This is a genomic window from Cupriavidus sp. 01L43, assembly GCF_056399925.1.
Genome location: NZ_JBFTSH010000006.1, coordinates 213,296 through 238,079 on the forward strand (window position 1 = coordinate 213,296; position 24,784 = coordinate 238,079).

A 24,784-nucleotide genomic window follows, 5' to 3' on the forward strand; every position below is an offset into this window, starting at 1 on the left:
CCCGGCTGCTGCACCACGCTTACAGTCCGGCCAGCTTCTTCTTGCCCTTGGCGTAGGCGCTGTCTTCCCAGATCACCCACTTGCCGTCCTCGACGACGTACTTGGTGATCAGCGGCACCACGTTCTGGCCATGCTCATCGAAGGTGACCTTGCCGATAATGGTGTCGACGTCCTTCGTACCGTTCAGCACGTCGCGGACCTTCTTGCGATCCGGGCCGACCTTCTCGACGGCGTCCATGATCAGGTTGGCAGCGACAAAGGCGAACGGACCATAGGCTTCAGGCGGCTCCCCGTACTTCTGCTGCGTATAGCGCTCCATGAATAACTGGCCGCCGGCCAGCTTCTCGACCGGCGCCCCTTCGATAAAGGCCAGCGAGCCTTCAGACAGGGGCTTGCCCACGCCTTCGATATAGGCATCGGACTTGATGCCTGACGTGCCTTCGAACTGGGCCTTGATGCCCAGCTTCTCCATCTGGGTGCGGATGCGGACGCCGAGCGGCGTCAGGCCACCGAAATAGACCACGTCCGGCTTCAGTTCGCGGATCTTGGTCAGTTCGGTCGTGAAATCCTGCTGGTCGGCCGTCACGCCGAAGGTGCCGACGATGGTGCCGCCGTCCTTCTTCAGGAATTCACTGAAGTATTTGTTGTGACCCTTGCCGTAATCGGTGGTGTCGTGAATGATCGCCCACTTCTTGTAGCCCAGGCCGGTCATGAACTTGGCCGCCACTTCACTCTGGTTGATCATCGTGCCGTTGACGCGATGGATCTCCTTGAAGTTGTTGCCGTACGTGACTTCGGGGAGCACCGCGCCCCAGACGACCGCCGGCATGCCAAAGCGGTTATAGACACCCACGGTGCCCATGGCCACGGCCGAGCAGAAGTGCGTCACGCCGCCGACGATCGACTTGTCCGCGGCGATCTTGGTGGCCACCTGCACGCCCACGTTGGGCCGGCATTCGTCATCCTGGACGACCAGTTCGTAGGTGTATTTGGCCTTGGGATCGGCGTTGCGCAGGCGGACGGCCAGGTCAGCGGAATTGCGCCCGCCCAAGCCGATCGACGACACGCCACCGGTCAGCGGGCCCACAAAGGCGATCTTGACGACGTCCTTTGCCTGCGCCGGCGCGGACATCAGCACCACTCCCGTGGCAGCGGCGGCAATCGCGGCGGCGGCCGCAGTTTTCTTCTTCAGCACTCTGTTCCCCTATATAGACATGTCCAACGGGCGGCAGGCCCGGCGCCTGACCGAACGGGTGCAAGGCGCCGACCGTACGCCGGAACACATCGAGGAAAGTCCTCTGCACCAAATTCAAGTCACTTGAATCCTATGCAACAGGCGTGCCATGGGGCAACGGGCAATAACCCGTAGAACTTTTGGGGGGAATGAGATGGGAGATGCCGCGCGGCGGCGCCAGGACAGGGTTAACGCGAGGACATTTCGGTGCATGACTTGCGTTTTCGGTGCATGGGAGGGGGGCAGCCCGCCACATGTCAATGGATGTCAGCGGAGGCCCGCAACGCCCTTTCCAGCGCCGTTATGTCAAAGCCTGGTGACCGCGCGGCCGCGAGGATTGGCGCCTCCTTGCGCATCACCTCATCAATGCAGGCAGGCAGATCCCGCGCAACCGCGCCGGGAATGATGACTGCGCCGTGCCGGTCCGCGTGAAGCAAGTCGCCGTGGCAGACCTCAAGCCCGAATACTGTGACGGGACAGGCAAACGCCTCGACGCGCACGAACGCGTGCGACGGCCCCACACTACCCGCCAGCACCGGAAAATCCGGCGCGATGACATCGAGGTCGCGGACCGAGCCGTTCGTGAGCACGCCAGACACGCCCAGGCCACGATGTACGAGCGTATTGACCTCTCCCCAGAAGGCGCCGACACCCGCCGTCGCGTCGGCATCCTCCATCACGACAATACGTGGCAAACCGTCGTCTTCCGACACATACCGGTAGTACGCGAGTCGCGTCGCGAGGATGGCATCCGGCGACGCCGACGCGGGCGCCGCAGCGCGAATGCGGGCCGTGCGAGCAAATCCGACGATGGGCGGCAGCGGTTCCGGCGCGGCCACAGGCGTGCCGCGCGTGAAGCCGTTTGCGGTGCGCGTGCCGATGGCAAGCTCAAGCGCGTTGCAGATGGTTGGTGTATCGACGCTGCGCAAGGCGTTGAAGTACTCGGGCGTAAAGAAGGAAGCAGGTGCTGTCTCGCTCATTCTGGTACCACCCCGGCGGCCTGGATGATCTTGCCCCACTTTGCGACTTCCGAGCGCTGAAACGCGGCGAAGGCAGCGGACGGCTTTCCCTCCGGCTCCACGCCGAGCGCGCGCAAGCGCTGTTGCACGGCCGGCGTCGCGACGACAGCTGCGATCTCGGTGGCGAGGCGATCGACAATCGGCTTCGGCGTGCCCGCTGGCGCGAAAATGCCCTGCCATGACTGCATCTCGAAACCCTTCAGACCCTGCTCCGCCAGCGGCCGCACCCCGGGCAGGCTCGGCAGCGGGTGCGCCGACGTCACGCCGATCGCGCGCACGCGCTTGCCGTCGAGCATGGGCTTGGCGGCGGCAACCGTCTCGAACACCATGTCGATCTGGCCGCCGATCAGGTCCGTCATTGCCGCTGCGCCGCCCTTGTAGGAGATCTGCTGCAGGCGCGTACCCGTAATGTTCTGGAATAACTGGCCCGACAATTGCTGCGAGCTGCCCGGTCCCGCCGTGCCGAACGTCAACGCACCAGGCTTGGCCTTCAAGGCCGCGACGATCTGGTCGACCGACTGGTATTGGCTGTCGTTAGACACCACCAGCACGTTGCTGACCGTGCCCACAAGGTTCACCGCCACGAAGTCCTTGACCGGGTCATAGCCAAGCTTCTTGTAGAAGAAGGGATTGACCGCGTGCGTGGTGATGGTGCCGCCCATGATGGTGTAACCATCGGGCTCGGCACGGGCCACAAATTGCGTGCCGAGGATGCCCGATACGCCAGGCTTGTTGTCGATCACGACCGGCTGTCCCAATCGCTGCGACAGGCCTTCGGCGACGATGCGGGCAGTGGCATCCGACACCCCGCCCGGCGAGAACGGCACCACATACTTGATTGGCTTGCTCGGCCAGGTATCGGCCCGCACGCCCGGCGTGGCCATGACCAGCGAGAGCCCTCCCATTGCCAGGGCAACGCGCAGCGCGCAGCGATTCATGAATCTCATGTTTTGTCTCCAGTTCTTGTAGGGAGGCCCCGCCTCAATAAAGCTGCCGCCACCGACGCGCCCGCTCCCGCAAACGCGTGGCAGATGGCGGACCCAGGCCGCCCGTTGCGCCCGTCACCAGCACTACGCTGCCGCCGAAATCGACCGGCCTGTCCCGGCGTGCGCTCATGCTGCCTGGCGCGGCTTGCCGTAGCGGCGCACGCGAATATCGTCGTGAATGGGGAATGGCGAGCCACTGACTGGCCCGGTGCCGGGCCGAGCTAGTAACGCAGCGTCGGCGCCGGCATGTCGGGAGGCTGCGCCGCCTGCCGGAACGCCTGCGTGATCAGCGTGGTAGCGACCGTGGCGAAATAGCGCGCACCAAACTGGCCGTAGCGCTGCTCGTCGTCGGCGCCCAGCGCGATGATGCCCGCGCACTTGCCCTGACCATCGATGGCACGCAGCGCTTGCTCGATCGCCGCTGCCACGGCCGGCGCCTTCCAGTCGTTGCCGAAGCCCATTGCGTGCGACAGGTCGTTGGGGCCAACAAACACTGCGTCGATTCCCTCGACTGCCGCAATTTCCGCGGCGTTGGCCACGCCCTCGGGCGTCTCGATCATGGCGATCAGCGCCACGCCCTCGTTGCTGCGCGTGGTGTGCGGAGCGCCGGGAAAGGCGCCATAGCCGGCCGCGCGACTGCTGAAGGCGCTGCCGCGCCGGCCGATGGCGGGGTAGCGGACGCGCTGCACGAGGTCGCGCGCCGCATCGGCGGTCTCGATCATGGGCACCTGGACGCCGCTCGCCCCCATGTCCAGTACCCGCGCCATATCGCCGGGGAAGCAGCGCACAACAGGAATGATCCCGCTGGCACGCGCCGCGCGCAGCATGTGCTCGGTCGTTTCGAAACCGGCCGCGCCATGCTCATTGTCGATGATGACGAAGGTGAAGCCCGCGTAGGCGCACATCTCCACGATGGCCGGGCTGGGCAAGGCGGTGAAGATACCGCGGAGGGGCTCGCCGCTGCGCAGCAGCGCCGGGAGGCGGTCGTCGAGGGGGTGTTGGATGGTCATGTCTCGCGCAGTTGTTCTGGTCTCGCCCCCTTGATGGGGACTGGGTGAAGACATTCTGCGTACTCGCGAGTTATATTTCCAATATTACTTCTGTATCTGACTTATACAAATCCTGTATATGTACACGCCCCTCGAACTCCGCGTATTGACCTCGTTTCTCGTGCTGGCTGACGAGCTCAATTTCACGCGCGCGGCGCGGCGGCTGAATATGACCCAGCCGCCCCTCAGCCTGCAGATCAAGCAGTTGGAGGCGCAGATCGGCGCCCAGCTGTTCGAGCGCAACAAGCGCAGCGTGAGACTGACGCCGGCAGGCCAGGTCTTGCGGGCGGAGGCGGAAAAGCTGTTCGACATCGAGCACCGCGCGCGGCAAATGGTGACCCAGGCGGATCGCGGGGAGAACGTCGGACACCTCGGCATCGGCCTGACCGCGATCTCCGCCATCGAACTGGTGCCGGACATCCTGCGGCAATTCTCGGCGCATGTGCCCGGCGTCCTGTACTCGCTGCGCGAGACCAGCTCCGAAGCGATGATCCAGTCCCTTCTGGGAAACGAACTCGATGTGGCGATCCTGCGGCCGCCTGTCACCGATTCCCGTCTGCAGGCGCGCCGCCTGATGTCGGAGCCTTATGTCCTGGCCGCCCCCGCGAACCATCCGCTGGCCGGAAAATCCAGCGTCAATGCGCGTGACCTCGATGGCCAAAGCCTTGCCACGCTCGAACGGCGTCACGGCCAGTATGCGCACGACCTGATGATGACCTGGCTGGCGGAGCACAACGTCGTACCGTCGTGCATGCACGACGGGGCGCGTCACCACGCCATGATGGCGATGGTGGCCGCCGGCGTGGCGGTGTCCCTGGTGCCCGCCTCGGCCGCCGCGCAGCCGGTCAAGGGCGTGGTGTATCGACGGATCGCCAATCGGGACGTACCAACCCTTGAACTGTGGATCGCCTTCCACAAGGAAATCGGCAATCCGCTGACCTTGCCGTTCGTCGAACAGGCGGTGGAGATCGCAGCCGGTTACACGGTTGACCAGCGGTGCTTCTCCGGTCAGACATGAGCCGGCATTCCTTCTGTGCCGGACAGTCATGGGGTCGCGCCGCTGCCTTACCAACGATAGCGCACGCCAAGCTTGGCGCCAATCGCATTGCTGTCGCCAAAGTCCTGCACGCTGGTGCGCGCCAGTAGCTCGCCATAGACCGTGTAGCGATCGTCGTCCCAGTTCAGCGAGGCACCGATGCCCAGGCCAGCCCACAGCGCCTGCTCCTTGCTGACGACGCTGAGGTCGGCGACGCGCGCCGACGTGCCGTGCAGGAAGTCGTAGTACAGGTTGGTGATGCCGTAGACGTGCGAGCGGCTCGTCTTGCCGTTGCTGGCGGTCCACTTGGCCTCGTGATCGAGCGACACGCCCAGGCGGGAGACCAGGCTGTTGCCGTTATCGCGCGACACATTGGTGCCGTACTGGTCCGTGAACGCGTCGAAGCGCACCTGCGACCAGGCGAGCTGCGCCTGCGGCGTGATCGACCAGTTGCCGCCCAGCGCGAGCTGGTGGCCGGCTTCCACGCTGGTGGCTACACCGCTGCCCCGGTTGCCGTTGGCCAGCTTGGTCGACAGCGTCGACGAGCGGATATCGGTGTCGTACCAGGTCACGGTCGCGCGGGCATCGACATACGATCCATTGTTGCCATACCACGTCGCCGTGCCGCCAAAGCCGTAGCCGGTGGCATCGATCGCGCCGTTGCCGAACATCGACGAGACGTTGGAATTGGCGACGCCATAGTGGAAGGTCGGCCCCACCACCAGCGTGCCGGCCTGATTCTCGATGACCGGCGCATCCACGCCACCCTCGAACTTCCACATGCGGACGTTGTAGCTGGCGCTGGTCGTGCTGGTGGACGGATCGATATGGGTGTTCGAACCTTCCACGCGCGCCCACGCCCCACGGCCAATGACCGGCTTGCCCGCATCCTGCTCGGCCTGCACGGCGGCGTTGGGCGACCACGAACGATTGCCCACGCGCTGCTGGAGCGTGCCCAGCTCGTTGAAGCGTTGCAGCACGCTGGAATAGGCTTCGTACAGCGGCACGGTCGGGGCCAGCAGCGGCGTGGCGGCGGCTGACGCCGAGGCGCCGACAGCAGGCGTTTCGGCCAGCGTGGACCGCAGGTACCAGTCACCGTCGGTCGGCGTCGACACGCCGTTCTTGACCAGCCGGTACGCGTACGGGCCGGCCACCACTGCCTGCTGGCCCTGGAATGTGTAGTCGCCAGCGAGCGTGAAGGTGGCATTCGACGCGCCCTGCACGTCGATGACCTTGATCCCCTCGACCGTGGCCGCGCCCCCTCCGCCGATGTTGACCGCCCGGATCTGGCTGCTGCCCGAGGTATCGCCGGTCACCACAAGGCGCCCGGTGGCCGATGCGTCGCCGCCAAACACCGTGTTCACGCGGACCGTGCCGCCGTTGCCGATGTAGTTGCCGGCGATGGTCAGCACGCCCGAGCCGCCGCCCGGCGTGACCGTACCGCTGTTCGTGACATTGCCGAAGATCGTGCCGGTGCCGGACAGCGTACCGGCCGTGGCTACCGTCACCGGGCTGGTGATCGAGCCGTCGATGGCCAGCGTGCCGAGGTTGACGGCGGTGCTGCCCGTGTAGGTGTTGGCGCCGGTCAGCACGGTGGTGCCGCTGCCGTTCTGCGCGAGGCTACCCGCGCCCGACACGATGCCGCCATAGGTGTGGGCATCGGAACGATTGAACGCCAGCGTGGCGCCGCTGTTGACGACCACATTGCCGGCCAGGCTGCCGCTGGTGCCGCCATTGCCGATCTGCAGCGTGCCCTGGTCCACGGTCCACGGCGCGGTGACTGTGCCGGTGCCCGTCAGCGCCCAGGTGCTGGTGCCGGTCTTCACGAAGTTGTCGAAGTAACGGTACTGCGCGGTGTCGCCGATGGTCGAGACATCGAACACGCTGTCGGTGGCGCCGCCGAGGCGGAAGGTGTCATTGGCCACCGTGGCGTTGGCGATGACATTGCCGACGATGCTGGAGCCGGCCTGCAGTTCGAGCACAGCCCTGCCCGTGCCGCCCGAGGCATATTCAATGGCATTCGCGTAACCGGTACCGGCGCGGATGGTGCCCGCGTTGACGACCGTCAGCGTTCCGGTGGTGCTATTGACGACGATAGCCGCCGCGCCCGCACCGGCTTCGATCAGCCCCGTGTTAGTGACGGTAGGCGTACCCGCCGCCACGCGTATGCCGACGCCACCGGCCCCGCCACCACTCAGGTCGGCGCCCCCGCGAATAATGCCCGCGTTGACCACGCCGCCCGTGACGGTCGCAGTCAGGTTCACGGCGGTGCCGGCCTGGCCACCCGAGGCATCGCCCCCCGTGATGGTGCCAGTGGCCGCGTTGACCAATCTGGCATTGGTCGAGAGCGATGCGCCTGCCGTACCGTTGGCCGAATTCGTTCCGCTGCCGCCCTTGACCGAACCRTTGTTGACGACGGATGCGTTGGGCAGTACCGAGATGGCTGCCCCGCTCTCGCTGCCCGCTACCGTCGTGTTGCCGCCGGTCACGGTGCCATTGACGATGGCCTGGCCGCCTCCGCTGATCAGCATGGCCGTGCCGCCCGCCGTGTTCGGGGCAACCGTATAGGTGCCGTTCAACGTCAGCGGTCCCGCCGCGGATGTCGCATAGTTCCCCAGCGCGCCGGTCTTCGTCAGCACAAAACCATTGGTATCGAGGGTGATAGGCTTGGTAGGCGTGCCGATTGACCAGGCGCCCCCTGGCATTGTCACGTCAGCGCTCAGGCGAATGGTGGCCGTGGCATCGCCGTCCGCATTGGCGGCCGCAATGGCCGACTGCAGCTCGGCGAGACTGGAAGCAAAATATTCGCCGGCCGACGCAGCCATCGGAAACAGCAGCGCAACAGCCAGAGTGATAGAGGACGCTTGCGGCGCGCGCACGCCGGCCCGCGGCATTCCACGACAAAAATTGGAGTTCATTGACTACCCCGTTCAAATTGTATTGTTATTGGCACAAAGTGATGCGGGGCGATCTTAAATCACGACGCAAAATGTATGTAAGCGCTACAGATAACGTCCTGTCGCGACAGCGCGACGCCTGTCTGTTGGACCGGTGGCAAGGTATTGCCACCGCCGTCCTGATGGTTTAGAGGGCACGCTCTAAACGTCATTCTGTTAGTCGGAATGCACGCCGTGCGGCCGAAGAAAGCGGCCGCACGGTGTGCTCATCTGCAGGACCCTCCGTCAATCCAAACCGTCACATTTCGATCAACACCCTGTCACGAGCGCTCTCCAGAATCACGGGCTTTTCGTGGGTCAACAGGGAAGTAGAAATGCAAAGCAAGACACCGGGCAAGCCATCCGCAATCGATACCGTCAAGCTCGAGGGCATTCCAGACCGCCAGCGCCGCCTGCTGCTCAGAGCGGGCCTTGGCATGTCGTTCGGCACCTCGGCCCTGCTGGCCGCGTGCGGCGGCGGCGACGATGCCGCGCCCGGCACGCCGGCCACGACGCCCGGCACCACGCCCGGCACCACGCCGGGTGGCTCCACGCCGTCCGGCAAGGTTTCGAGCTTCGCGCTCGCCGTGCTGCCCGACACGCAGTTCTATTCGCGCTACGCCACCACTGACGAGAACCTGCAGTTCCAGCGCAAGTACGGCACCACGCCGTTCCTGGCGCAGACCAAGTGGATCACGCAGAACGCCGCCAGCCTGCGCATCCCGTTCACGATCCACCTCGGCGATGTGGTGGATCAGCAGGGCAAGCCGCTGCAATGGCAGATCGCCGACGAGGCCATGGAAGTCATGGAAGCGGCCCGCGCGCCGTACTCGATCCTGGCCGGCAACCACGATGTGATCTCGGACGTGGACTACGTCAACGCCGGCAGCCAGGCGTCGAACACCGACGCGCAGCGCAACCTGGCCAACGAGCCGTACCTGAAGACCTTCCCGACCACCCGCGCGCAGCGCCAGGCCACCTTCGGCGGTCGCGATCCGTCGGGCTTCCACGAGTACCACTTCTTCGACGTGGACGGCAACCGCTTCATGGTGCTGTCGATGTCCTGGCGCGCCTCCGACGCCGCCATCACCTGGGCGCGCAACGTGCTCAAGCGCTACCCGAAGGTGCCGGTCATCCTCTCGACCCACCAGTTGCTCAATATCGGCCCGGATGGCGTCAGCCCGCTGGAAGTGCCGTACGGCCTGATGCTGTGGGACAAGCTGATCAAGGACAACGACCAGATCTTCATGACGCTGAACGGCCACTACCATGGCGCAGCGCACCTCACGAAGACCAACGACTTCGGCAACCCCGTCGAGGAAATGGTGGTCGACTACCAGATGGCGTACATGGGCGGCAACGGCTTGATGCGCCTGTACGAATTCGACCTGACCAATAACAAGATCAAGGTCATCTCGTTCTCGCCGTGGGTGCCGCAGAAGCCCACCGAGACGCTGAACGAGTTCGACGTAGCGGTGCTGACCGACAAGAACCAGCAGTTCGAGATCGACTTCGATTTCCGCAAGCGCTTTGCGCGCTTCAACGCCGACTTCGCCATCCCGGCGGCCGGCAACGATCCGATCAACGACCGCGCCAAGGCCGCGATCCTGGCCAACTACACCGAGCCGAGCCTGACCGACAAGAAGGCCGCCGCCGACACCAACGACTACCCGCTGGTGGCTTCCACCGTGGCGCACTGGCGCTTCTTCGGCGGCACCGACGGCGCAGCCGTGCCGGTCGGCCAGGTGATCGACGACCTGACCGGTGCCAATCCGCTCTCGCGTGAAGCGCTGGCCAACGGCGGCGCGGCCCAACTGGGCGACCTGACGTGGTCGAACGATCACCACTTCCTGTCGGCTGCCCCGGGCAGCGTGAAGTTCGCCAATTCACTGAACAGTCCCCAGCGCATGAGCTACTTCGCCACGCAGACCACGGCGGCCCTGAATGCGTTGACGTTCGACAACGGCTACACCGTCGAGGCATTCCTCAAGGTGCCGGCGTCGTGGACGGCCGGCAACAACGCGTGGATGAACATCATGGAGCGCGAGGGCCGACGCAGCACGGTCACCGGCTTTGGCAGCGGCGACGGCGACGAAAGCCCGCTGATCTTCGCCATCTCCAGCCTGCGCGAAGTGCAATGGGAAGTCACGCCGAGCACGGCCGGCACCAAGAACCCGGCCGCAAACTGGTCTGGCGAGATCATCGCCGAGAAGTGGGTCCACGTCGCCGTGGTCAACGACCCGGCGAAGAACGAGACGGTGATGTACGTGGAAGGCGCCCCGGTGCTGCGCAACGCGTCGAACACGCGCGGCATCGCCGCCGTCAATGCTGCCAGCCGCTTCTTCGTGGGCGGCGGTGTCTACGGCAACGTCCCGTCGAATGGCTTCCTCGGCCAGATCGGCGAAGTGCGCCTCTGCACGGAACCGCTGGCGTCGGACAAGTGGCTGACGGCGCGGCGCGCCTGAGCTGAGGCGCTGAGGCGCTGAGGCGCTAGCCGCAACAGGCCCGTGCCGCCAWGCGATGCTGCATGGCGGCACGGGCCTTTCTACATTGCGGTCCTGGCTTACTGCGGCTGGAGATGGATCCGCTTCGCCATCGCGCGGAACTTGCCGGTCTCTGCTTGCAGGAAGCGCTGCGCGTCAGCCACCGAGCTGGGCTTGGCCACCTCCGCACCGGTCGCCTCCAGACCGCTGACGACCTGTGCGTCCTGCAGCGTCTCGACGAGCGCCTGGTGCAGCCGCGCGACCACGGCCTCCGGCGTGCCCTGCTTGACCATGATGCCGGCCCAGGTCGCCTGGTCGAAGTCCTTGAGTTGCGTCCCTTCGCCGAAGGCCGGGATGGCGGGATCGACCTTGCTGCGGCTGTTTCCGGCCCAGCCGACGAGCTTCAGTCGCCCCTGATCGGACAAGCCGCGGAAGCTGGCCGCGTACGGCAGGATGGCGAAGTCGACGTTCTTGCCGGCCAGGTCCTGCATCAGCGGCGCCATGCCCTTGTAGGGGATGTGGCTCACGCCGATATGGGTCCGGGTCGCCATGTCCTCGGTCACCAGGTGATACATCGACCCGGGACCGACGCTGCCGTACGTCAGCGGCTTGGCCGGATTGGCCTTGGCCAGCGCGATGAGATCGTCGACGCTGCGGACCGGCAGGTCGGGCCGCGCCACCATCACGAGCCGGTTGACGGTGACCGGCGTCAATAAGCGGAAATCCTCGGTACGCAGCTTCACCGCCGCATTGGACAGCGGCGACAGGATGACCTCGTTCGGCGAGCCCAGGAAGATCATGTAGCCGTCCGCCGGCGCGTTCAGCACCTTCTGCGCCGCCATGGCGCCACTGACGCCGCCGAGATTCTCCACCAGCACCGGCTGGCCCAGCGCCTTCGACAGCCGAGTATTCATGCTGCGGGCAATCGCATCGGAGAGCCCGCCGGCCGGGTACGGCACCATCAGCACGACTGGCTTGGAGGGATACGCGTCCGCCGCGCCCGCGCCCGGCGTGGCGAGCAGGCCAACCGTAGCGACAGCGGCAAACGTGCAACGGGCAAGCATTCTGCGAATCGAGTTCATGGCAGTCAGGCAGTGGGGTGGAAGAATTCGGTGGCGAGCGCCACCCAGAATGCCGCGCCCGTATCCAGGCAGCGGTCGTTGAAATCGTACGAGGGGTTGTGCACGCTGCAGGGGCCGGTCGGCACGCCGCTCGCGTGGCCATTGTCGCCATTGCCGATCATCAGGTAGCAGCCGGGGCGCTCGGCCAGCATGTAGGCGAAGTCCTCGCTGGCGCACAGCGGCGTCGCGTCGTCATCGACGCAATCGGCCCCGTACAGCTTGCGGGCGACCCGCACGGCAAGCGCCGTTTCCGGCCCGGTGTTGACCAGTACCGGATAGCCGCGCTCATAGACGATGGCATGCCGCAGACCGAACGCGCGCGCCTGGCCCTCGACCACTTCGTGGATGCGCCGTTCCAGCAGCGCCCGCACCTCGGGCTGCAGCGCCCGGATGCTCAGTTCCAGTTCGGCCGACTCCGGGATGATGTTGTAGGTGGTTCCCGCCTCGAGGCGCCCTACGGTGATGACGGCGGCAGCCTGCGGATCGACATTGCGGGCGACGATGCTCTGCAGCGCCATCACGGTCGAAGCCGCGGCAATCGTGGGATCGACAGCCAGTTGGGGCATCGCCCCATGCCCCCCGACCCCGTGGAAGGTGATCACGGCGCGGTCGGACGACGCCATGAACGCGCCCTCCCGGACATAGAAGCGCCCGACCGGGCGCCCCGGATAGTTGTGCATGGCGAACACGGCATCGCACGGAAAGCGCGCGAACAGGGCCTCGTCCATCATCCGCCGCGCCCCGCCGGCGCCGCCCAGTTCCTCGGCCGGCTGGAAGATCAGGTGCAGGGTGCCATCCCAATCCACGCCCTCTCGCTGCATCGCCGCCAGACGCTGGGCCGCGCCTAGCAGCATCGCCGTGTGGCCATCGTGGCCACAGCCATGCATCTTGCCGGGGATCTGGCTGGCCCATGGCAGCCCGGTGGCCTCCTGAATGGGCAGCGCGTCCATCTCCGCGCGCAGGCCGAGCTGGCGGCTGCCCTTGCCGAAGCGAAGCCGCCCGACTAGCCCGGTGCCAGCGATGCCCGTGGTGACGTCGTAGCCCCATTCCTCCAGCTTGCCGGCCACGAAGGCGCTGGTCCGGAATTCCTCGAAGCCGAGTTCCGGGTGACTGTGGAAGCGCCGCCGCCAGGCCGTCATATTGTCCACATCGGGGTCACTGCAGTTCGCGTCGGTCATGGGGGGTCGGATCGGTTCTGGTCCGCTCCATCATATGGCTCCCGGAGAAAACCAATTGGCGATATATTTTCCATGGTGAACACCTTTGGTGTTCACCATCGCCACCCTCCCCTGGAACCCTTGTCATGCGCCAGCACCAGCTCCGAGCCCTCGTCCAGGTTGCCGAAAACGGCACCATCCGTGCTGCAGCCCGGAGCCTGCATCTCAGCCAGAGCGCCCTGACCAAGGCGCTGCGCGAACTGGAGGACGATGTCGGGACGGAGCTGCTCGTGCGCAGCCACAAGGGGGTGGAGTTCACGGCGGCCGGGCGCGTGCTGCTCACCAACGCCCGCCTGGCGCTGGCGTCGCTGGAGCGGGCCCGGGACGAGATCCGGGCGTTGCAGGGCGGTGCCGGCGCGCACGTGGCGGCGGCGGTCACCCCGCTTCTGGCGCTGGATGTGCTGCCCCGCGTCTGGGAGGCCTTCACCGCCCGGCAGCCCGATGCGCGGCTGTCATTGAGCGAAGGATTTCTTGCCGACCTGATTCCACGGCTGATCGAAGGCCGGCTGGACTTCGCCATCGCCATCGCGGATCCGGACGAGCTGCCGCCCGAACTGGCCTTCGAACCGCTGTTCGAGGTCAGCGCCGTCCCGGCCGGCAGAGTCGGCCATCCGCTCGCCGGTGCGACGGGCTGGCAGGCGCTGGAGCATGCCCGGTGGACCTTGAACTTGTCCCCGGGCAGCCAGAGCGAGACCTTGCTGGAATGGTTGCGGACGAGCGACCTGCCCGTCCCGCGCCAGATCACGGCGTGCACATCGCCCACGCTGATGACGGAACTGATGCGCCGCACCGATGCCATCGGCTACTGCCCCACGCAACTGCTGGCCGATCCGATGTATGGCAACGGGCTGCAGGCGTTCGCGGCGCTATCTCCGCTGCCGCCCCCGATGCAGGCCGGCCTCATCCGCCTGCGCGCGATGCCGCTGGGGACGTCCGCGCGCATGCTGGCCGAACTGTTTGTCAGCCACCTGGCGCCTTAGCATCCTGCGAACACGCAAAGCCCCCGGCTTTCGGAAAACGCTCCTGCGCCGCCCAGCCGTAGAGTGGCTCCAGTCAATGTCCGACAGGAGCCGCCCATGTTTTCCACACGTCGTCCTTCATCGCTGCACTTCCCGCTGGCCGCCATGCTGCTGGCCAGCACGCTGCTTGCCTCTGCCTGCGCCGAGTACGTGCCGCCGGGCAGCGTCTACAGCGCCGGACAGACATCGCTGCCCGAGACCGTGACGATGGCCACGGTCGAGCGCGTGCGGTTGGTGCAGATCGACGACAGCAGCCAGGGATCGAGCCTGGTGGGCGAACTGGGCGGCGGCCTGCTGGGCGCCGTGGCCGGCAGCGCCATCGGGCACGGCCATGGTTCGCTGCTCGCAGGTGTGGCCGGCGGCCTTGCCGGCGGGTTGGCCGGGCACGAGATCGAGTCGGGCGTGGAGCGCCACCCCGGATATGAAATCACGGTCCGACTGCCCGACGGCCGGCTGCAGGCGATCACCCAGTCGGCATCCGAAGGCAGCTTCTACCCGGGCCAGCGCGTGCAACTGCTGTGGTCGGAAGATGGCAAGGTGCGGGTGACGGCCTGAGCGGCCGGGGGAACGCGGCGCGATGGCCGCGCCGCTGTCAGATCTTGACGGCCGCGAAGAGAATCAGCGCGGCGATCGGCGAGGACACCAGCGAGATCACGGCGCTCTGCTTGAGCGTGGCCTTCAGCATCACGACGAAGCCGAACGAGAACGCGATGAACGTCACCACCCAGGTCACGAGCGAGGCGGGGCCGGACAGCGATCCGCCCGTCAGCTTGGCCATGGCCGCCGCCGCGATGGCGTTGAACAGTAGCGCTACAAACACGGCCTTCAGGGCCTCGACCACGGTCGGGTCTTCGCCCGTCACCATCCTGGCGACGACCTTGACCACGAAGCCGATCACCACGGTAATCACCACCACGGCGAGGGTAACCTTGACCGGCAACAGCATGGCCATGAACAGAAATGCGGCAACCAGAAGCAGGATGGCGACCATAGTCGGCAGATAGAGTGTGAGGGCGGCGAGCACGGTATCACGCAGGCAGCGCTATCGCACGCGTGTCGAAGTGGGGTGTGCGCGACCGATACACCCGACTATGGGAGGGATGCGGGCTTACGGGTCGCAGGGGCGAGTCAGTGGCTCGCCACCGTCACCGTCACCCGGCGGATTGTCTCTTATTGATGAGGCAGCGGACGGCGCGGATGGGCCAGGAAGAACCGGAGCATTTCCGTACTGGCGTCCGGCCCCTTGGGATCGGTGTACGAACCGCCTGTGCCTCCGCCTGACCATGCATGTCCGGCGTCATGGAGCAGCCAGTATTCGGCATCGACGCCCGACGGCGTGGTGATCAGGCTGCGCGTGTAGCGGCGGCCGGCGCGACTGGCGTCACGCTCGATCCGCTTCTGGGCACTGCCCTGTTCGTAGGGCTCGATCAGCCGGTCGCCGTTGGCGCGGTGCACAGTGTGGTCGGCATCGCCGTGGAAGACAATAAAGGGGCGCCGTGGCGTGGCGTGCGGCGACGCGCCCCGCCTGGAAGCGCCCAGCCCCTTTCCGCCTTTCATCGCCGCGAGCGCCGATGGCAGGTCATGGGCGCAGCCCGCCGGAAGTCCCGAGTGGACGCCGGCCGCGGCAAACAGTTCGGGATAGCGTTCGACCATCACGGCGGCCATCGCCCCGCCCGCTGACAGGCCCGCAATGTATACGCGATCGGGATCGACGCCGTGGCGCGCAATGACCTCCTGCGTCATGCCCGCGAGGATCGACGGCTCACCACGCCCCGCTTGCTGGTCGCCCGGGCGGAACCAGTTCCAGCATTTCGAGGCATTGGCATCGGCCGGCTGAATCGGATACAGGACCATGAAGCCGAGCTTGTCCGCAAGCGCATTCATGCGCGTACCCGCTGCGAAATCATCGGCATCCTGGGTACAACCATGCAGCATGACGACCAGCGGCATCGGGCCGTGCACCTCGCCTGTCGGCTTGTAAAGTTTGTAGGCGCGCTTGCCAGCTTCATTGGCGAATCGTCGCTGACTGAAGTCTCCCGCCTTTGCCACGGCTTCGGCGCGTGGGGCTGGAGCTGGAGCCGGAGCCGGAGCCGGCTCGGCGGTGCGATGCTCCAGCAGGTGCTGGACCACCTGTGCCGGCATCGGCGGCGATTCCGGCGCGGGTGCATCCGCCGAATGTTGGCGAAGCGCCCGTTGGATAACGGCGGTTGCCTCGAGCGGGCCTGCGGTCTGAAGAAGCTGCATGGCCTCATGCATCGAGGCGAGAAACGCGTCGTTCATTTTCACGTTGATTTCCCATCTGGCCCGAAGAACCGGGCGCGGCGACATTGCCGCAAGCTACCGTATGCGTCCTGCCAGCGCGGCCTTGACCGCGGGCGGTGCATGAAACGCGCCGAGTACAACAACCGATTCGATCGTCGCCGATGCCAGCGCTGGGCTCACATCGGCAGCAATACTTGCCAGACCAAGAACATGGATGGCCAGTTTCTCATTGGCTGCCAACGCCGCCTCGAGGTCCTGCTTCGAGAAATGCTGCAGACCGAGTACCAGCGCGCGGCGCGTCACCGTCTCATGAATGGCCTGCTGGTGCACGGCCAGTTGATTGCGGATGGCGGTCCGGATCAGATCCGTGCGGTTCGAATAGAAGCCCTCTTCCACCAGCAGATCGATCTGCCCGAGGTCCACCGGCCCAAGGTTGATCGTGATTTTTTCGGTCTCGCCGCCCTTGGGGCGAAGTGCGCCGCCCTGTGCCGCAAGGTCCATTTTTCGTTCCATGTCGCCCGCTAAGTGGTTAGGTCTGCAACCATCCTAGCACCATCCCACTGGATGGTACTAGGAGTTTTTTCGCCCTCTTGGAGGCTGCCATGCGGAAGTGCGGTGATATGCTGGGACGACGGCGTGCGCTTCCGCGCCCACCGAAAACCACACCTCTGCCCCCGCCCTGTGCTTCGAATCCCGCACCGCCAGGCAGCACGCCCATCGCCCCTGAAGATCTGGGAAGGCTATTCGAACCCTATTGGCGCCCTGCAGGGCAGGACGCTGCCGCTGGACTGGGACTTGGCTTGTATATCTGCCATGAGATTGTGAAAGCGCATGGTGGCACCCTCCGGGCGCAATCCGACCTTGAAGTGGGAACGCGCTTCGAAGCCTCCCTTCCAGTACGGTAATGGCCCGCATGCGCGCTAGTGCTTCTGTGATCTTTTTGTCCCGTCTCGAAATTAATGGGACGTCAATCACCGACAAATCCAAAAGGGACGATCTGTCTCACAGTAACTGGGCACATGGAGAGTGGTGGTACTGCAGGTCGCAGTCCTACTTGGCGACGTCCTAAGACGTGTGCGTCGGCACGTTTAGAATCGCCCTACAGGTTGGAAGTGGATTGGTCGATGGCGCCGACGGCGAACGTAACTGTTAGCTACGATAAAGATCGCGGCGCGTCGAGGTCCCTTTCCGGCCATGAACCGACTTTCGTTCGCACTGAAGATCGATAGTTCGAACGTCGGTTCGACGCTAACAATCGGACATTGAATCTGTGGCGCTTCGCTAGCGGGGAGATTTCGGGCGCCTTCGTTATCTGATGGGTTAATCCCAAAAATATCGGCATTGGGTCGCCCCGAGACTGCTGGACATGGCGGCCGGACCCAATAGGCAAAGCCCGGCGAAGGCGGTCGAGGGGCAGTTGCCCGAATCTGTCACGCGCGCTCGCCGCTTATGTCGAGCGCGCGGGTGGAGGCGTAGGTACGTGAGATAGGTGACGCGCGGTCGCCCTGCTCAAATCAGGGGCACCGTCGGCGGGGCCCCTACCGCGACTTGCGCTGTCGCCTAAGCGGAACCATCAGGTCCTCAGCAAGACTGGCAGTGTCAAAGCGCAGAGCGGCCCGTGGGCGGTCAACTGTGACCGGAGACCTTTCCTCGCCGTTGCCAAAACCCATGGTTCCGGAGTTAGGGCTTGCGTCGTCCTCGGCCTGAGTCCGCCATCCCAAATGCTCGCTTGCATCGATGCGCGCGGCCAGCGAGACGTGGGTCAGCTTTTGGGTCGGGTCAATTAGTTCTAAAGCCCAATCGGCGTAGGTAATGCCTGCCGTCAATTGCCGCACGACGATTTCCTCAATCAATGCGAAGCTGGCGCTGAAGCCACCGTGATTACGCGGACCGGGGCGTTCGAGCGACAAGCGCAGCACCAACGCGCCTTGCTCATTAAGCTGAATCCTGGCACCGCCGTCCTGTTCGAGATAGAGGGCCGCGCCTTCGATGTCCGAATTCATGCCCTTGCTGCTGTCGAACAGCCTGGGGTCGCCGAACAACGCGCGCTGGTGCAGATCGGTGAGCAGTTTCGGATGTTCCAGTGCGGCAGGCCGCAAGATGCGCTGAAGGGGGCCACCCACGATCGCCAGGTCCAGCATTGGCGACTGGGTCGAATGACCGTTTCGGCTGCGGGGCAGCACGCTAATCGCGGACTGCGTAAGCATATTTACATCAAGCGGAGCGGTGGCATGCGCGAGCTGATAGTCGTGAATTGCCCGCGTCACCAAATCCTTTAGCTCTTCTGGCGTCTTGAAGCCGCCCCGGAAATAGCCCTGCTGCCAGCCCTGTACGTCGGACACAAACTTGGCCTGTTGCGTGTCGCGCGTCACTCCCTCCTGAACGAAAGCCAGGATCGGTTTGGTGTCACGTGCTTCCAGGAATTCTTCGTGGGTCGGCGAAACGCCGGACGTCCCCTGCACGTAGCCGTACTGCTCGCCGAGAACCAGCACCACGAGGTCCGCCGAGCGCAGACCCTGCATGCAGGCGATTTGCGGTGAGCTCGGCTGCGCGCCGAAATCTTCCGCCATGACGGGCTCGTGCCGAAGTGTTGTGACAGCGGAGCGGGCGGCCTCGCGGAATGGCTCGAACCCGCGGATCAGGGAACTGACAAAAACCTTCATCTTGTCTCTCACGTCGCTGGGAATCAATCGTGCAGCAAGGATATAGCATGGTTGCGACCCAAGACCCAAAAGGAGCGCCGAGCCTCCCAGCCCGGCGACTGCGTCCGAGATCCGGTAGATTCACGCAGACGATCTTGAGAGGTCTTCCACCGGAGCCCCGTCAATGCCTTAGTCCTCGAAGTCGCTGTCGGTGAACGCCGGATAGAGCAGGCTGTCGCGGCTCGGGTTGTAGCGCGCGCCATCGCGTGCGCCATTCTCTAGCGACTGGCGCTCCCAGCCTTGTGCGACAAGGTGGTCGATCAAACCAGGCGTCAGATCTTCCGCGCCGTCCTGCCCGAAGATCGTGTTTGCCCTCTTGTCAAACGACTGCGCCTTGTCGATGGCTTGGCGCAACTCGTGAATCGGGTAGCCGAGGATGGCGCGCGTTCCGATCAATGGATGTTCGGTATCTACCAGGAATGCGTCGCCGTCGAGCGCAAAGCGCCCCTCCCATTCGATCTCGATATTCCTTCCGGCGTCCTTGATGTTGCGTGGCAACACCTCGCCGTGCCAGATCAGGCAGATTGCTAGCTCCTCGTCGGCATCCAGCATCCATGCGTCGCCCTGGCTCGTGAACAGCACGAGCGGCACCATCATCGTTTCCGGGCCGGTGATGACGATCCTTGTTTCGCCCGCCTGGGCGGAACTGACGATGAGGTCCAGCTCAGCGTTGAGTTTGCCGAAGCCTGCCCGTTCCTCGAATTCTTTGAGGCAGAGCGTGACGTGGTGCCAATGGTCGTACCCTGCATTGCGCGCGACACGGTTCAGCAGGTCGGCGTGTTTTCCGCCGCCTTTGCGTTGGAGCTTCTTGGCTTGCTTCTTGAGGTCGTCAACCTTCGCGGCGGACGTGGGGATGTAGCGCATGACAGATTCCTTGTCTGTGATGCGAATCGACGGTGCCCACTGCCGGGATTCGCCACAGGTTGGGAATCGGCCATAATTAGTTTCTTCGTCATCCCGTGAGGGTCTGCAATTGTGGACAGCAGGCGATGACGGATCGCCTGCGTGCATTCTACAGTACCCGGGTTCTGTCGGGAATCCACTCTTCGTTTCGCCAGGTGCCGCGCCGAGTCTCCTGGCTCATTGCGCGGAGTTCGGCCAAACGGAAACTGCAACATCTCTGAGGATCGGCCGAGCGGCTGATGTCGTAGATTGTGCGTCCTCACCAAGTCAGGCCGATCGGCCGCCAGGGGTCGGGGACAGCCAATTAGGTCGATCCGAGTCGTCGGTCACCGGCCAGCTCCGTCACTAATCGGCCGGTCATCAGCAAGCCTCGCGGAGAATCGCACTGCATCCAAGCGAATCAACGGCCGTCCGGTTTCTGATGGGCGGGTCCGACGCAGAAATCCATGTAAAAAGGAGGGCAGGTAGACTGTCAACTCCCGGCTCGGCGAACATCTAACATAGTCCCMCCCCCAAATTGAGGGAATCCCTGAGTATCCAAACCGCCTACAGTAGGCTGATCGTTACGATTTCCTACCAACATGCTCATCGCACTCATTGCCGCAATTGGATCGGCAAGCGTAGCGGCCGATACGCTCGTCGATGGACCTGCCATGCACTATCAGCAGCCTGCCTTACTCCGTCCAATTTTTGCGGATACCGGCGATTTGATTCACTCCACGAAAGCCAATATCGATGATGATCAAACCGGGAGACCTGGAGTTAGATCGAAAGACTTTACAGACACAGTGAATGGAATTGACCGTGATGAGGATGGCGTTCGCGATGACATTCAACAGTACATCATCGCAAACTACACGAACAGCCGAGAGGCCAAAGGACTGTTGCAACATGCCCGCGCAGCCCAACGCTACTATTTGAACTCACCTGACATCGCGGAGGTCCAGCTCAACTGGACCAACTTCGATCGATCCGCCCAATGCCTGCGCGATCTCTTTGGACCGGGCCACTGGACGAGGCATGCCCAAGAGATACGCGTCCAGATGTTGAATACCGCGCTGCGTGTTAAGACATACATTGCAATGAGCAAGATCGCTGCCGGACACATCTATCCAATTGATTTTTCTCCGGGCGCATGTGAGTAGCAAAATCAGCGCAGGCTTCTCGTCGCACGCTGTCTCGTTTCGACAATGAAAGATCAACTTCTCCGAGCTCGCGGGTTCGGAAAACGCGAAAAACCGCCCAGGGTCCGGTGACAGTTGCCTGACTCAGTACGGGCCGGCAGTGATCGGCCAAAAGAGGTCATCCGACTTCAATACCGATATCTGACATTCGCCCCTCGTCAGAGTGATGCTCTTCTTCGCTCGTTTTGCTAGGCTGGCACGAGCTTAGCAACGCGAAGACCTCTCAGGCGAACTCATGACAATTGTCAGGACCTATGCGGGGCTTTATTTTTACTCCGACGATCTCGTGCCAGAGCGATTGGCAAAAGTCTTAAAGCTTGATGACTATAGTCAGGTTATGAAAGGGGCTCCGTTGGCACTCGGCAACGTCGCCGCTACGACAATGTTGGGATTTACTTCGCAGCATGAAATCACCTCGTTAGTCCCAGACGAACATATTGGTTGGTGTCTGTCTCAAATTCGCGGGATGCACACCTCGATCCGGCAAGAGCTTGGCTCAAGAGGGTGGATTCGGTGCGCAGTGTTTGTGGAAACAGATGTGCCCAATGCGGGTGTGAGTACTGGATCCGCCAGTCTTGTTGAGCTCTCCATGCTGAATGCCGAACTTATGATCGACGTTTGGGTGCGGGATTCAGCGTGCTGACCGGTGACTGAGTTGCAATCAAAATCCGCCATTGAGAACCCGGATCTCGATTGTATGCAATCACCGCGGCAACTACGCTCAAGAATGCGTTTCCCATGGAAAATAATTTTGGCCGGATGCTAGAATGTCCCGCTTTCCGCTCGACGGCAGAATGGGAAAGTATACCCCTTCTGATAAGGGGTGCCGTCCTGCAGACGCTCTGTCGCAAAATTCGCCGCCAGAGATTATGAATCCGAATTCTTTATGCGGGCGACGAATGAAAAACGATAGGACCGGCAGGTGTGCAATGAAGCAAACGGGTGTGCTGGCATTTACGCTTGCAATGACCGGATGTGCGTCGGGCTTGTATGAGGACGCATCAGGTTCAGATACGGCGAAGCTTCGCATCAAGATGGAGTCTCCGGTGGTTTCGAACCTTCTTTTGGCGTCTGTGGATGTCGAGACGTGCCAGCAAGCGGCTATCTTTGCTTGGGTCGCCGGCGGCAGGGAGGATTTCTACGAAAAACGTGTGGGCATGCTGGCCCCTCTTCCTTCTGGGCAGGAAGGCGCAGTTGAATTTGTAGTACCAGCTGGTAAGCCGATGGCGGCGCGCCAGATCGTCCATGTCGCGAAATTGAACTTCGCAGAAATAATGTTTGCCTTGAGTCCTGCAATGGGGAATCAGATCCGCGATAAGCAGCCGGGCAAGTGCCGAGCTCCAGTATTGGTTCCTAAAGCTGGAGAGCAGTATGAAATTACGTACGCCGTCGAACCCGGATCCTGCACAACTCGGATTTTTCAGCTAACGCAGGGAAATGATGGAATTGCCCGTTCCGACATTACCGATGCTGCGCACCTTGAAGTCGTTGACAAGTCTGCAGGCGAAATCGCCTGCATCAAACCTAGCTCTTGACGACACGTTAATCGCCTACTCCTATAAGCTTTCCAACGCATCGGGCCACTGCGACGCGCCACATGAAGAGCGGAATCGAATGACAAGCCTTGAAAGAGACTGGCCAAACTCGGAACCGCGGATAGGCCTCCGGTTTAGAGGACGCTAGATCAATATGCTGCTAGGTGGCCCTTTCCTAACAACGTCGAATGGCAGCTTTCGGCCTTGTCGATTGGCGACGAGGGGTCCGTTTGCTCCGACTACTTCTCCCGGAGGGTTACCGGCGTTCGATCGCTACGATCGATAGGTCAGACTGACCGCTGACGGGCAAAAAGGCGGTCACTTTGCGACGTCGAACTATTTTTAAAGGGTCGTTAGATACCTGCCACCTAGCAGCTCGAGGACGGAGACCGGCCAGGAGCCGACGTTCGACATACCTGTGGACTTGTCTCGGTAGGAGCCTCTTGCTGCCACCCAGCATTCCTGGTTGCCCAATTACATCGCAATTGCTCAGTGCCTTCTGGATACAACGGGCCGCGGTAGTCGGCGCTGTCTTGGGCTCGCTGCAGGTCTCGAGCGTCAACCCATGACTAGTGAGACATTCGCCCAATCTCTTACCTGCGGCGCAAGTGCTTCGTAGAGGTCCACCCGAAGCGGTGTGATCACGACGACGAGTTTCCTCCCGCCAAGATAGTCCCTGAGGTGTTTAAGGACTTCGTGCGAGCCCGAGGACGTCACGTGCCTGAATGTTCCCAGGTGCACCGTGAATGGATCGCAATCGGAGGGAATGTTCATTTGCTCGAAGTACGCATAGCCATCCATTCGAGAGAACAGCTTGCTGGCGTCCACATGAACAGTGCAGCTTTTGGTGGCGATACCCTCCATGCTACAAACTCGAATGACGAATCGATTGAACGCGCGAGCGTCGTCTTTGTCTCTCGAGATGTACTTCACGTCGAGCCCCGGTTGATTGCGCACCAGTCCTCGGATCGTTCGAATTCCCATCTGCGCGGGGGCAGGCTCGAACTGCGCATCAAGTGGATCGAACGAATTCCCGTCGTCCTCAACCACCAACTCTGCGCCATCTAGGATGATGGCGACGCGAAACGCCTTGCCCTTGCGAACATGAAGGCAGTTCAGGACGTATTCGGTCAGTGCGTTTGTGACTTCATAACGCGCGTCACCGAACTGCCGAATGAACACTTCGTGGTCGAAAAGCTTGCTCAAGCGCTCGCCGGATTCGCTCACCGAGCCTGCACCAAGGAACAGCTCCACGGGATCTTTCGGCGTTCGTTGTAGTTCGTTGGTCTTTACGAGATCGGGGTAGTAGCGCGCAGCGACGGTCCCATGCTTATCCAGCAAGTCACAGATGTCTTCCCAGCACCAAGCTTCCACGAAATGATGGCGTTGCCAGGATTCGTTGATCCGGGTGATCAGATCGGCGACCGCTGTGTCGCGCGCGCTTGTCGTGGCGATATAGAGCTTGTCCAGATGTGGGCTCAACGTCTTCGCCAGCTCGTAGGCGTCCCTGAAATCAGCTTCAGTGAGCTTGCCGCCAAGATGTTCGGTCTTCAACTTGCATTGAATCCCTACGTGGCAATACGCGGGGTCCTCGGTGTGTCCGACGATATCAACACCGTGCTGCTCTTGACCACGCCGGCCGTACTTACGACCAGACTTGATAGTTCGTTCTGCCAAGGCCAACCGATAGCACATGTCTTCAAAGTCTTCCCAGTGGGCTGGCAGAGGCCACTGCTTGTCGATACCCGTCATGGACGTCTCCCATTTTCGGCCGATTGTAACCGGCTAGCGCGCGAGAACTGACCGTTGCAATGTCGAGGTGCAAGCGCGATTGCGCCGATCGAATGAGCCGGAGCCCCTCGTAGTTGGGTCCATAGGATCAGCGTGAGCGGGCCGCTCATCTACCGGCGCACCAAGAACCTTCGAGCTGTCCAATTGTTGGTCGGCCACACGAAGCTGGAGAGCACGGTTCGCTATCTTGGCATTGAGGTCGATGACGCGCTTGAGATGGCGGAGCAAACCGAAGTGTGACTGTTTATGGCCGACGAGCGGGCGCTTGCCGGCCAAATGCGGTCCCGCGCAAGCGTCCTATTGCAGG

21 protein-coding genes and 1 pseudogene are annotated in these 24,784 nt (G+C 63.1%); 9 read left to right on the plus strand and 13 right to left on the minus strand.

Features of this window, described 5'->3' with window-relative positions; translation table 11 throughout:
* Positions 1-19: 19 nt before the first annotated feature.
* From AC1DP9_RS13240 to AC1DP9_RS13255, 4 genes are all read right to left on the minus strand, one after another.
* Positions 20-1,195: a branched-chain amino acid ABC transporter substrate-binding protein gene (locus AC1DP9_RS13240; RefSeq protein WP_477107606.1), complete on the minus strand. Its 1,176-nt coding sequence runs from the start codon at positions 1,193-1,195 to the stop codon at positions 20-22.
* A 296-nt stretch (positions 1,196-1,491) separates the two neighbouring features.
* On the minus strand, positions 1,492-2,214 hold the full coding sequence (locus AC1DP9_RS13245) for an RraA family protein (RefSeq protein WP_477107607.1): 723 nt from the start codon (positions 2,212-2,214) through the stop codon (positions 1,492-1,494).
* Positions 2,211-3,191, minus strand: a complete 981-nt coding sequence (locus tag AC1DP9_RS13250; protein ID WP_477107608.1) for a Bug family tripartite tricarboxylate transporter substrate binding protein — start codon at positions 3,189-3,191, stop codon at positions 2,211-2,213. The genes AC1DP9_RS13245 and AC1DP9_RS13250 overlap by 4 nt, the downstream gene beginning before the upstream one ends.
* Positions 3,192-3,460: 269 nt before the next feature.
* The gene (locus AC1DP9_RS13255; RefSeq protein WP_441645669.1) at positions 3,461-4,249 is read right to left on the minus strand and encodes an HpcH/HpaI aldolase family protein; all 789 of its coding nucleotides are present in this window, start codon (positions 4,247-4,249) and stop codon (positions 3,461-3,463) included.
* A 118-nt stretch (positions 4,250-4,367) separates the two neighbouring features.
* Between AC1DP9_RS13255 and AC1DP9_RS13260 the strand changes: the two genes are divergently transcribed.
* A complete protein-coding gene (locus AC1DP9_RS13260) occupies positions 4,368-5,306 on the plus strand; it encodes a LysR family transcriptional regulator (protein ID WP_441592446.1) in 939 nt (312 codons plus the stop codon).
* Between the two features lie 47 nt (positions 5,307-5,353).
* On the opposite strand, the gene AC1DP9_RS13265 is transcribed toward AC1DP9_RS13260, so the two are convergent.
* Entirely contained in the window at positions 5,354-8,149 is a 2,796-nt protein-coding gene (locus AC1DP9_RS13265) for an autotransporter family protein (protein ID WP_477107609.1), read from the minus strand.
* Between the two features lie 446 nt (positions 8,150-8,595).
* Between AC1DP9_RS13265 and AC1DP9_RS13270 the strand changes: the two genes are divergently transcribed.
* Positions 8,596-10,725 (plus strand): LamG-like jellyroll fold domain-containing protein, encoded by a 2,130-nt coding sequence (locus AC1DP9_RS13270; RefSeq protein WP_477107610.1) that lies wholly within the window; start codon positions 8,596-8,598, stop codon positions 10,723-10,725.
* Positions 10,726-10,823: 98 nt separating this feature from the next.
* Here the strand turns inward: AC1DP9_RS13270 and AC1DP9_RS13275 are convergent, their stop codons facing one another.
* Together AC1DP9_RS13275 and AC1DP9_RS13280 are read right to left on the minus strand one after the other, a co-directional pair.
* Positions 10,824-11,807, minus strand: a complete 984-nt coding sequence (locus AC1DP9_RS13275; protein WP_441592440.1) for a Bug family tripartite tricarboxylate transporter substrate binding protein — start codon at positions 11,805-11,807, stop codon at positions 10,824-10,826.
* Positions 11,808-11,830: 23 nt separating this feature from the next.
* Positions 11,831-13,042 (minus strand): M20 aminoacylase family protein, encoded by a 1,212-nt coding sequence (locus AC1DP9_RS13280; protein ID WP_477107611.1) that lies wholly within the window; start codon positions 13,040-13,042, stop codon positions 11,831-11,833.
* Between the two features lie 125 nt (positions 13,043-13,167).
* Between AC1DP9_RS13280 and AC1DP9_RS13285 the strand changes: the two genes are divergently transcribed.
* Positions 13,168-14,061 (plus strand): LysR substrate-binding domain-containing protein, encoded by an 894-nt coding sequence (locus AC1DP9_RS13285; protein WP_441592436.1) that lies wholly within the window; start codon positions 13,168-13,170, stop codon positions 14,059-14,061.
* 96 nt (positions 14,062-14,157) lie between these two features.
* Positions 14,158-14,655, plus strand: coding sequence for an outer membrane lipoprotein (locus AC1DP9_RS13290; RefSeq protein ID WP_477107612.1), 498 nt, complete (start codon positions 14,158-14,160; stop codon positions 14,653-14,655).
* Between the two features lie 37 nt (positions 14,656-14,692).
* On the opposite strand, the gene AC1DP9_RS13295 is transcribed toward AC1DP9_RS13290, so the two are convergent.
* The 3 genes from AC1DP9_RS13295 to AC1DP9_RS13305 form a co-directional block, all read right to left on the minus strand.
* A complete protein-coding gene (locus AC1DP9_RS13295) occupies positions 14,693-15,052 on the minus strand; it encodes a hypothetical protein (RefSeq protein ID WP_143093904.1) in 360 nt (119 codons plus the stop codon).
* 218 nt (positions 15,053-15,270) lie between these two features.
* Positions 15,271-16,386 (minus strand): extracellular catalytic domain type 1 short-chain-length polyhydroxyalkanoate depolymerase, encoded by a 1,116-nt coding sequence (locus AC1DP9_RS13300; RefSeq protein ID WP_477107613.1) that lies wholly within the window; start codon positions 16,384-16,386, stop codon positions 15,271-15,273.
* Between the two features lie 51 nt (positions 16,387-16,437).
* Complete coding sequence (locus AC1DP9_RS13305) at positions 16,438-16,863, minus strand: CopG family transcriptional regulator (RefSeq protein WP_441592431.1); 426 nt, start codon at positions 16,861-16,863, stop codon at positions 16,438-16,440.
* A gap of 119 nt (positions 16,864-16,982) precedes the next feature.
* Here AC1DP9_RS13305 and AC1DP9_RS13310 point away from each other — a divergent pair, with 119 nt between their 5' ends.
* On the plus strand, positions 16,983-17,267 hold the full coding sequence (locus AC1DP9_RS13310; RefSeq protein ID WP_255370863.1) for a sensor histidine kinase: 285 nt from the start codon (positions 16,983-16,985) through the stop codon (positions 17,265-17,267).
* A gap of 633 nt (positions 17,268-17,900) precedes the next feature.
* Here the strand turns inward: AC1DP9_RS13310 and AC1DP9_RS13315 are convergent.
* Together AC1DP9_RS13315 and AC1DP9_RS13320 are read right to left on the minus strand one after the other, a co-directional pair.
* Entirely contained in the window at positions 17,901-19,025 is a 1,125-nt protein-coding gene (locus tag AC1DP9_RS13315) for a DUF4062 domain-containing protein (protein ID WP_477107614.1), read from the minus strand.
* A gap of 168 nt (positions 19,026-19,193) precedes the next feature.
* Positions 19,194-19,928, minus strand: coding sequence for a hypothetical protein (locus tag AC1DP9_RS13320; RefSeq protein WP_477107615.1), 735 nt, complete (start codon positions 19,926-19,928; stop codon positions 19,194-19,196).
* Between the two features lie 620 nt (positions 19,929-20,548).
* Between AC1DP9_RS13320 and AC1DP9_RS13325 the strand changes: the two genes are divergently transcribed.
* The 3 genes from AC1DP9_RS13325 (at position 20,549) to AC1DP9_RS13335 (ending at position 22,686) form a co-directional block, all read left to right on the plus strand.
* Complete coding sequence (locus AC1DP9_RS13325; RefSeq protein WP_477107616.1) at positions 20,549-21,112, plus strand: hypothetical protein; 564 nt, start codon at positions 20,549-20,551, stop codon at positions 21,110-21,112.
* Positions 21,113-21,386: 274 nt separating this feature from the next.
* Positions 21,387-21,794 (plus strand): hypothetical protein, encoded by a 408-nt coding sequence (locus AC1DP9_RS13330; RefSeq protein WP_477107617.1) that lies wholly within the window; start codon positions 21,387-21,389, stop codon positions 21,792-21,794.
* Positions 21,795-22,080: 286 nt separating this feature from the next.
* Complete coding sequence (locus tag AC1DP9_RS13335; RefSeq protein ID WP_477107618.1) at positions 22,081-22,686, plus strand: hypothetical protein; 606 nt, start codon at positions 22,081-22,083, stop codon at positions 22,684-22,686.
* Positions 22,687-23,244: 558 nt separating this feature from the next.
* On the opposite strand, the gene AC1DP9_RS13340 is transcribed toward AC1DP9_RS13335, so the two are convergent.
* On the minus strand, positions 23,245-24,438 hold the full coding sequence (locus AC1DP9_RS13340) for a hypothetical protein (RefSeq protein ID WP_477107619.1): 1,194 nt from the start codon (positions 24,436-24,438) through the stop codon (positions 23,245-23,247).
* 144 nt (positions 24,439-24,582) lie between these two features.
* On the opposite strand from AC1DP9_RS13340, the pseudogene AC1DP9_RS13345 reads away from it, so the two are divergent.
* Positions 24,583-24,717 (plus strand): annotated as a pseudogene (locus tag AC1DP9_RS13345) (integrase); the annotation flags it as partial.
* Between the last annotated feature and the right edge of the window lie 67 nt (positions 24,718-24,784).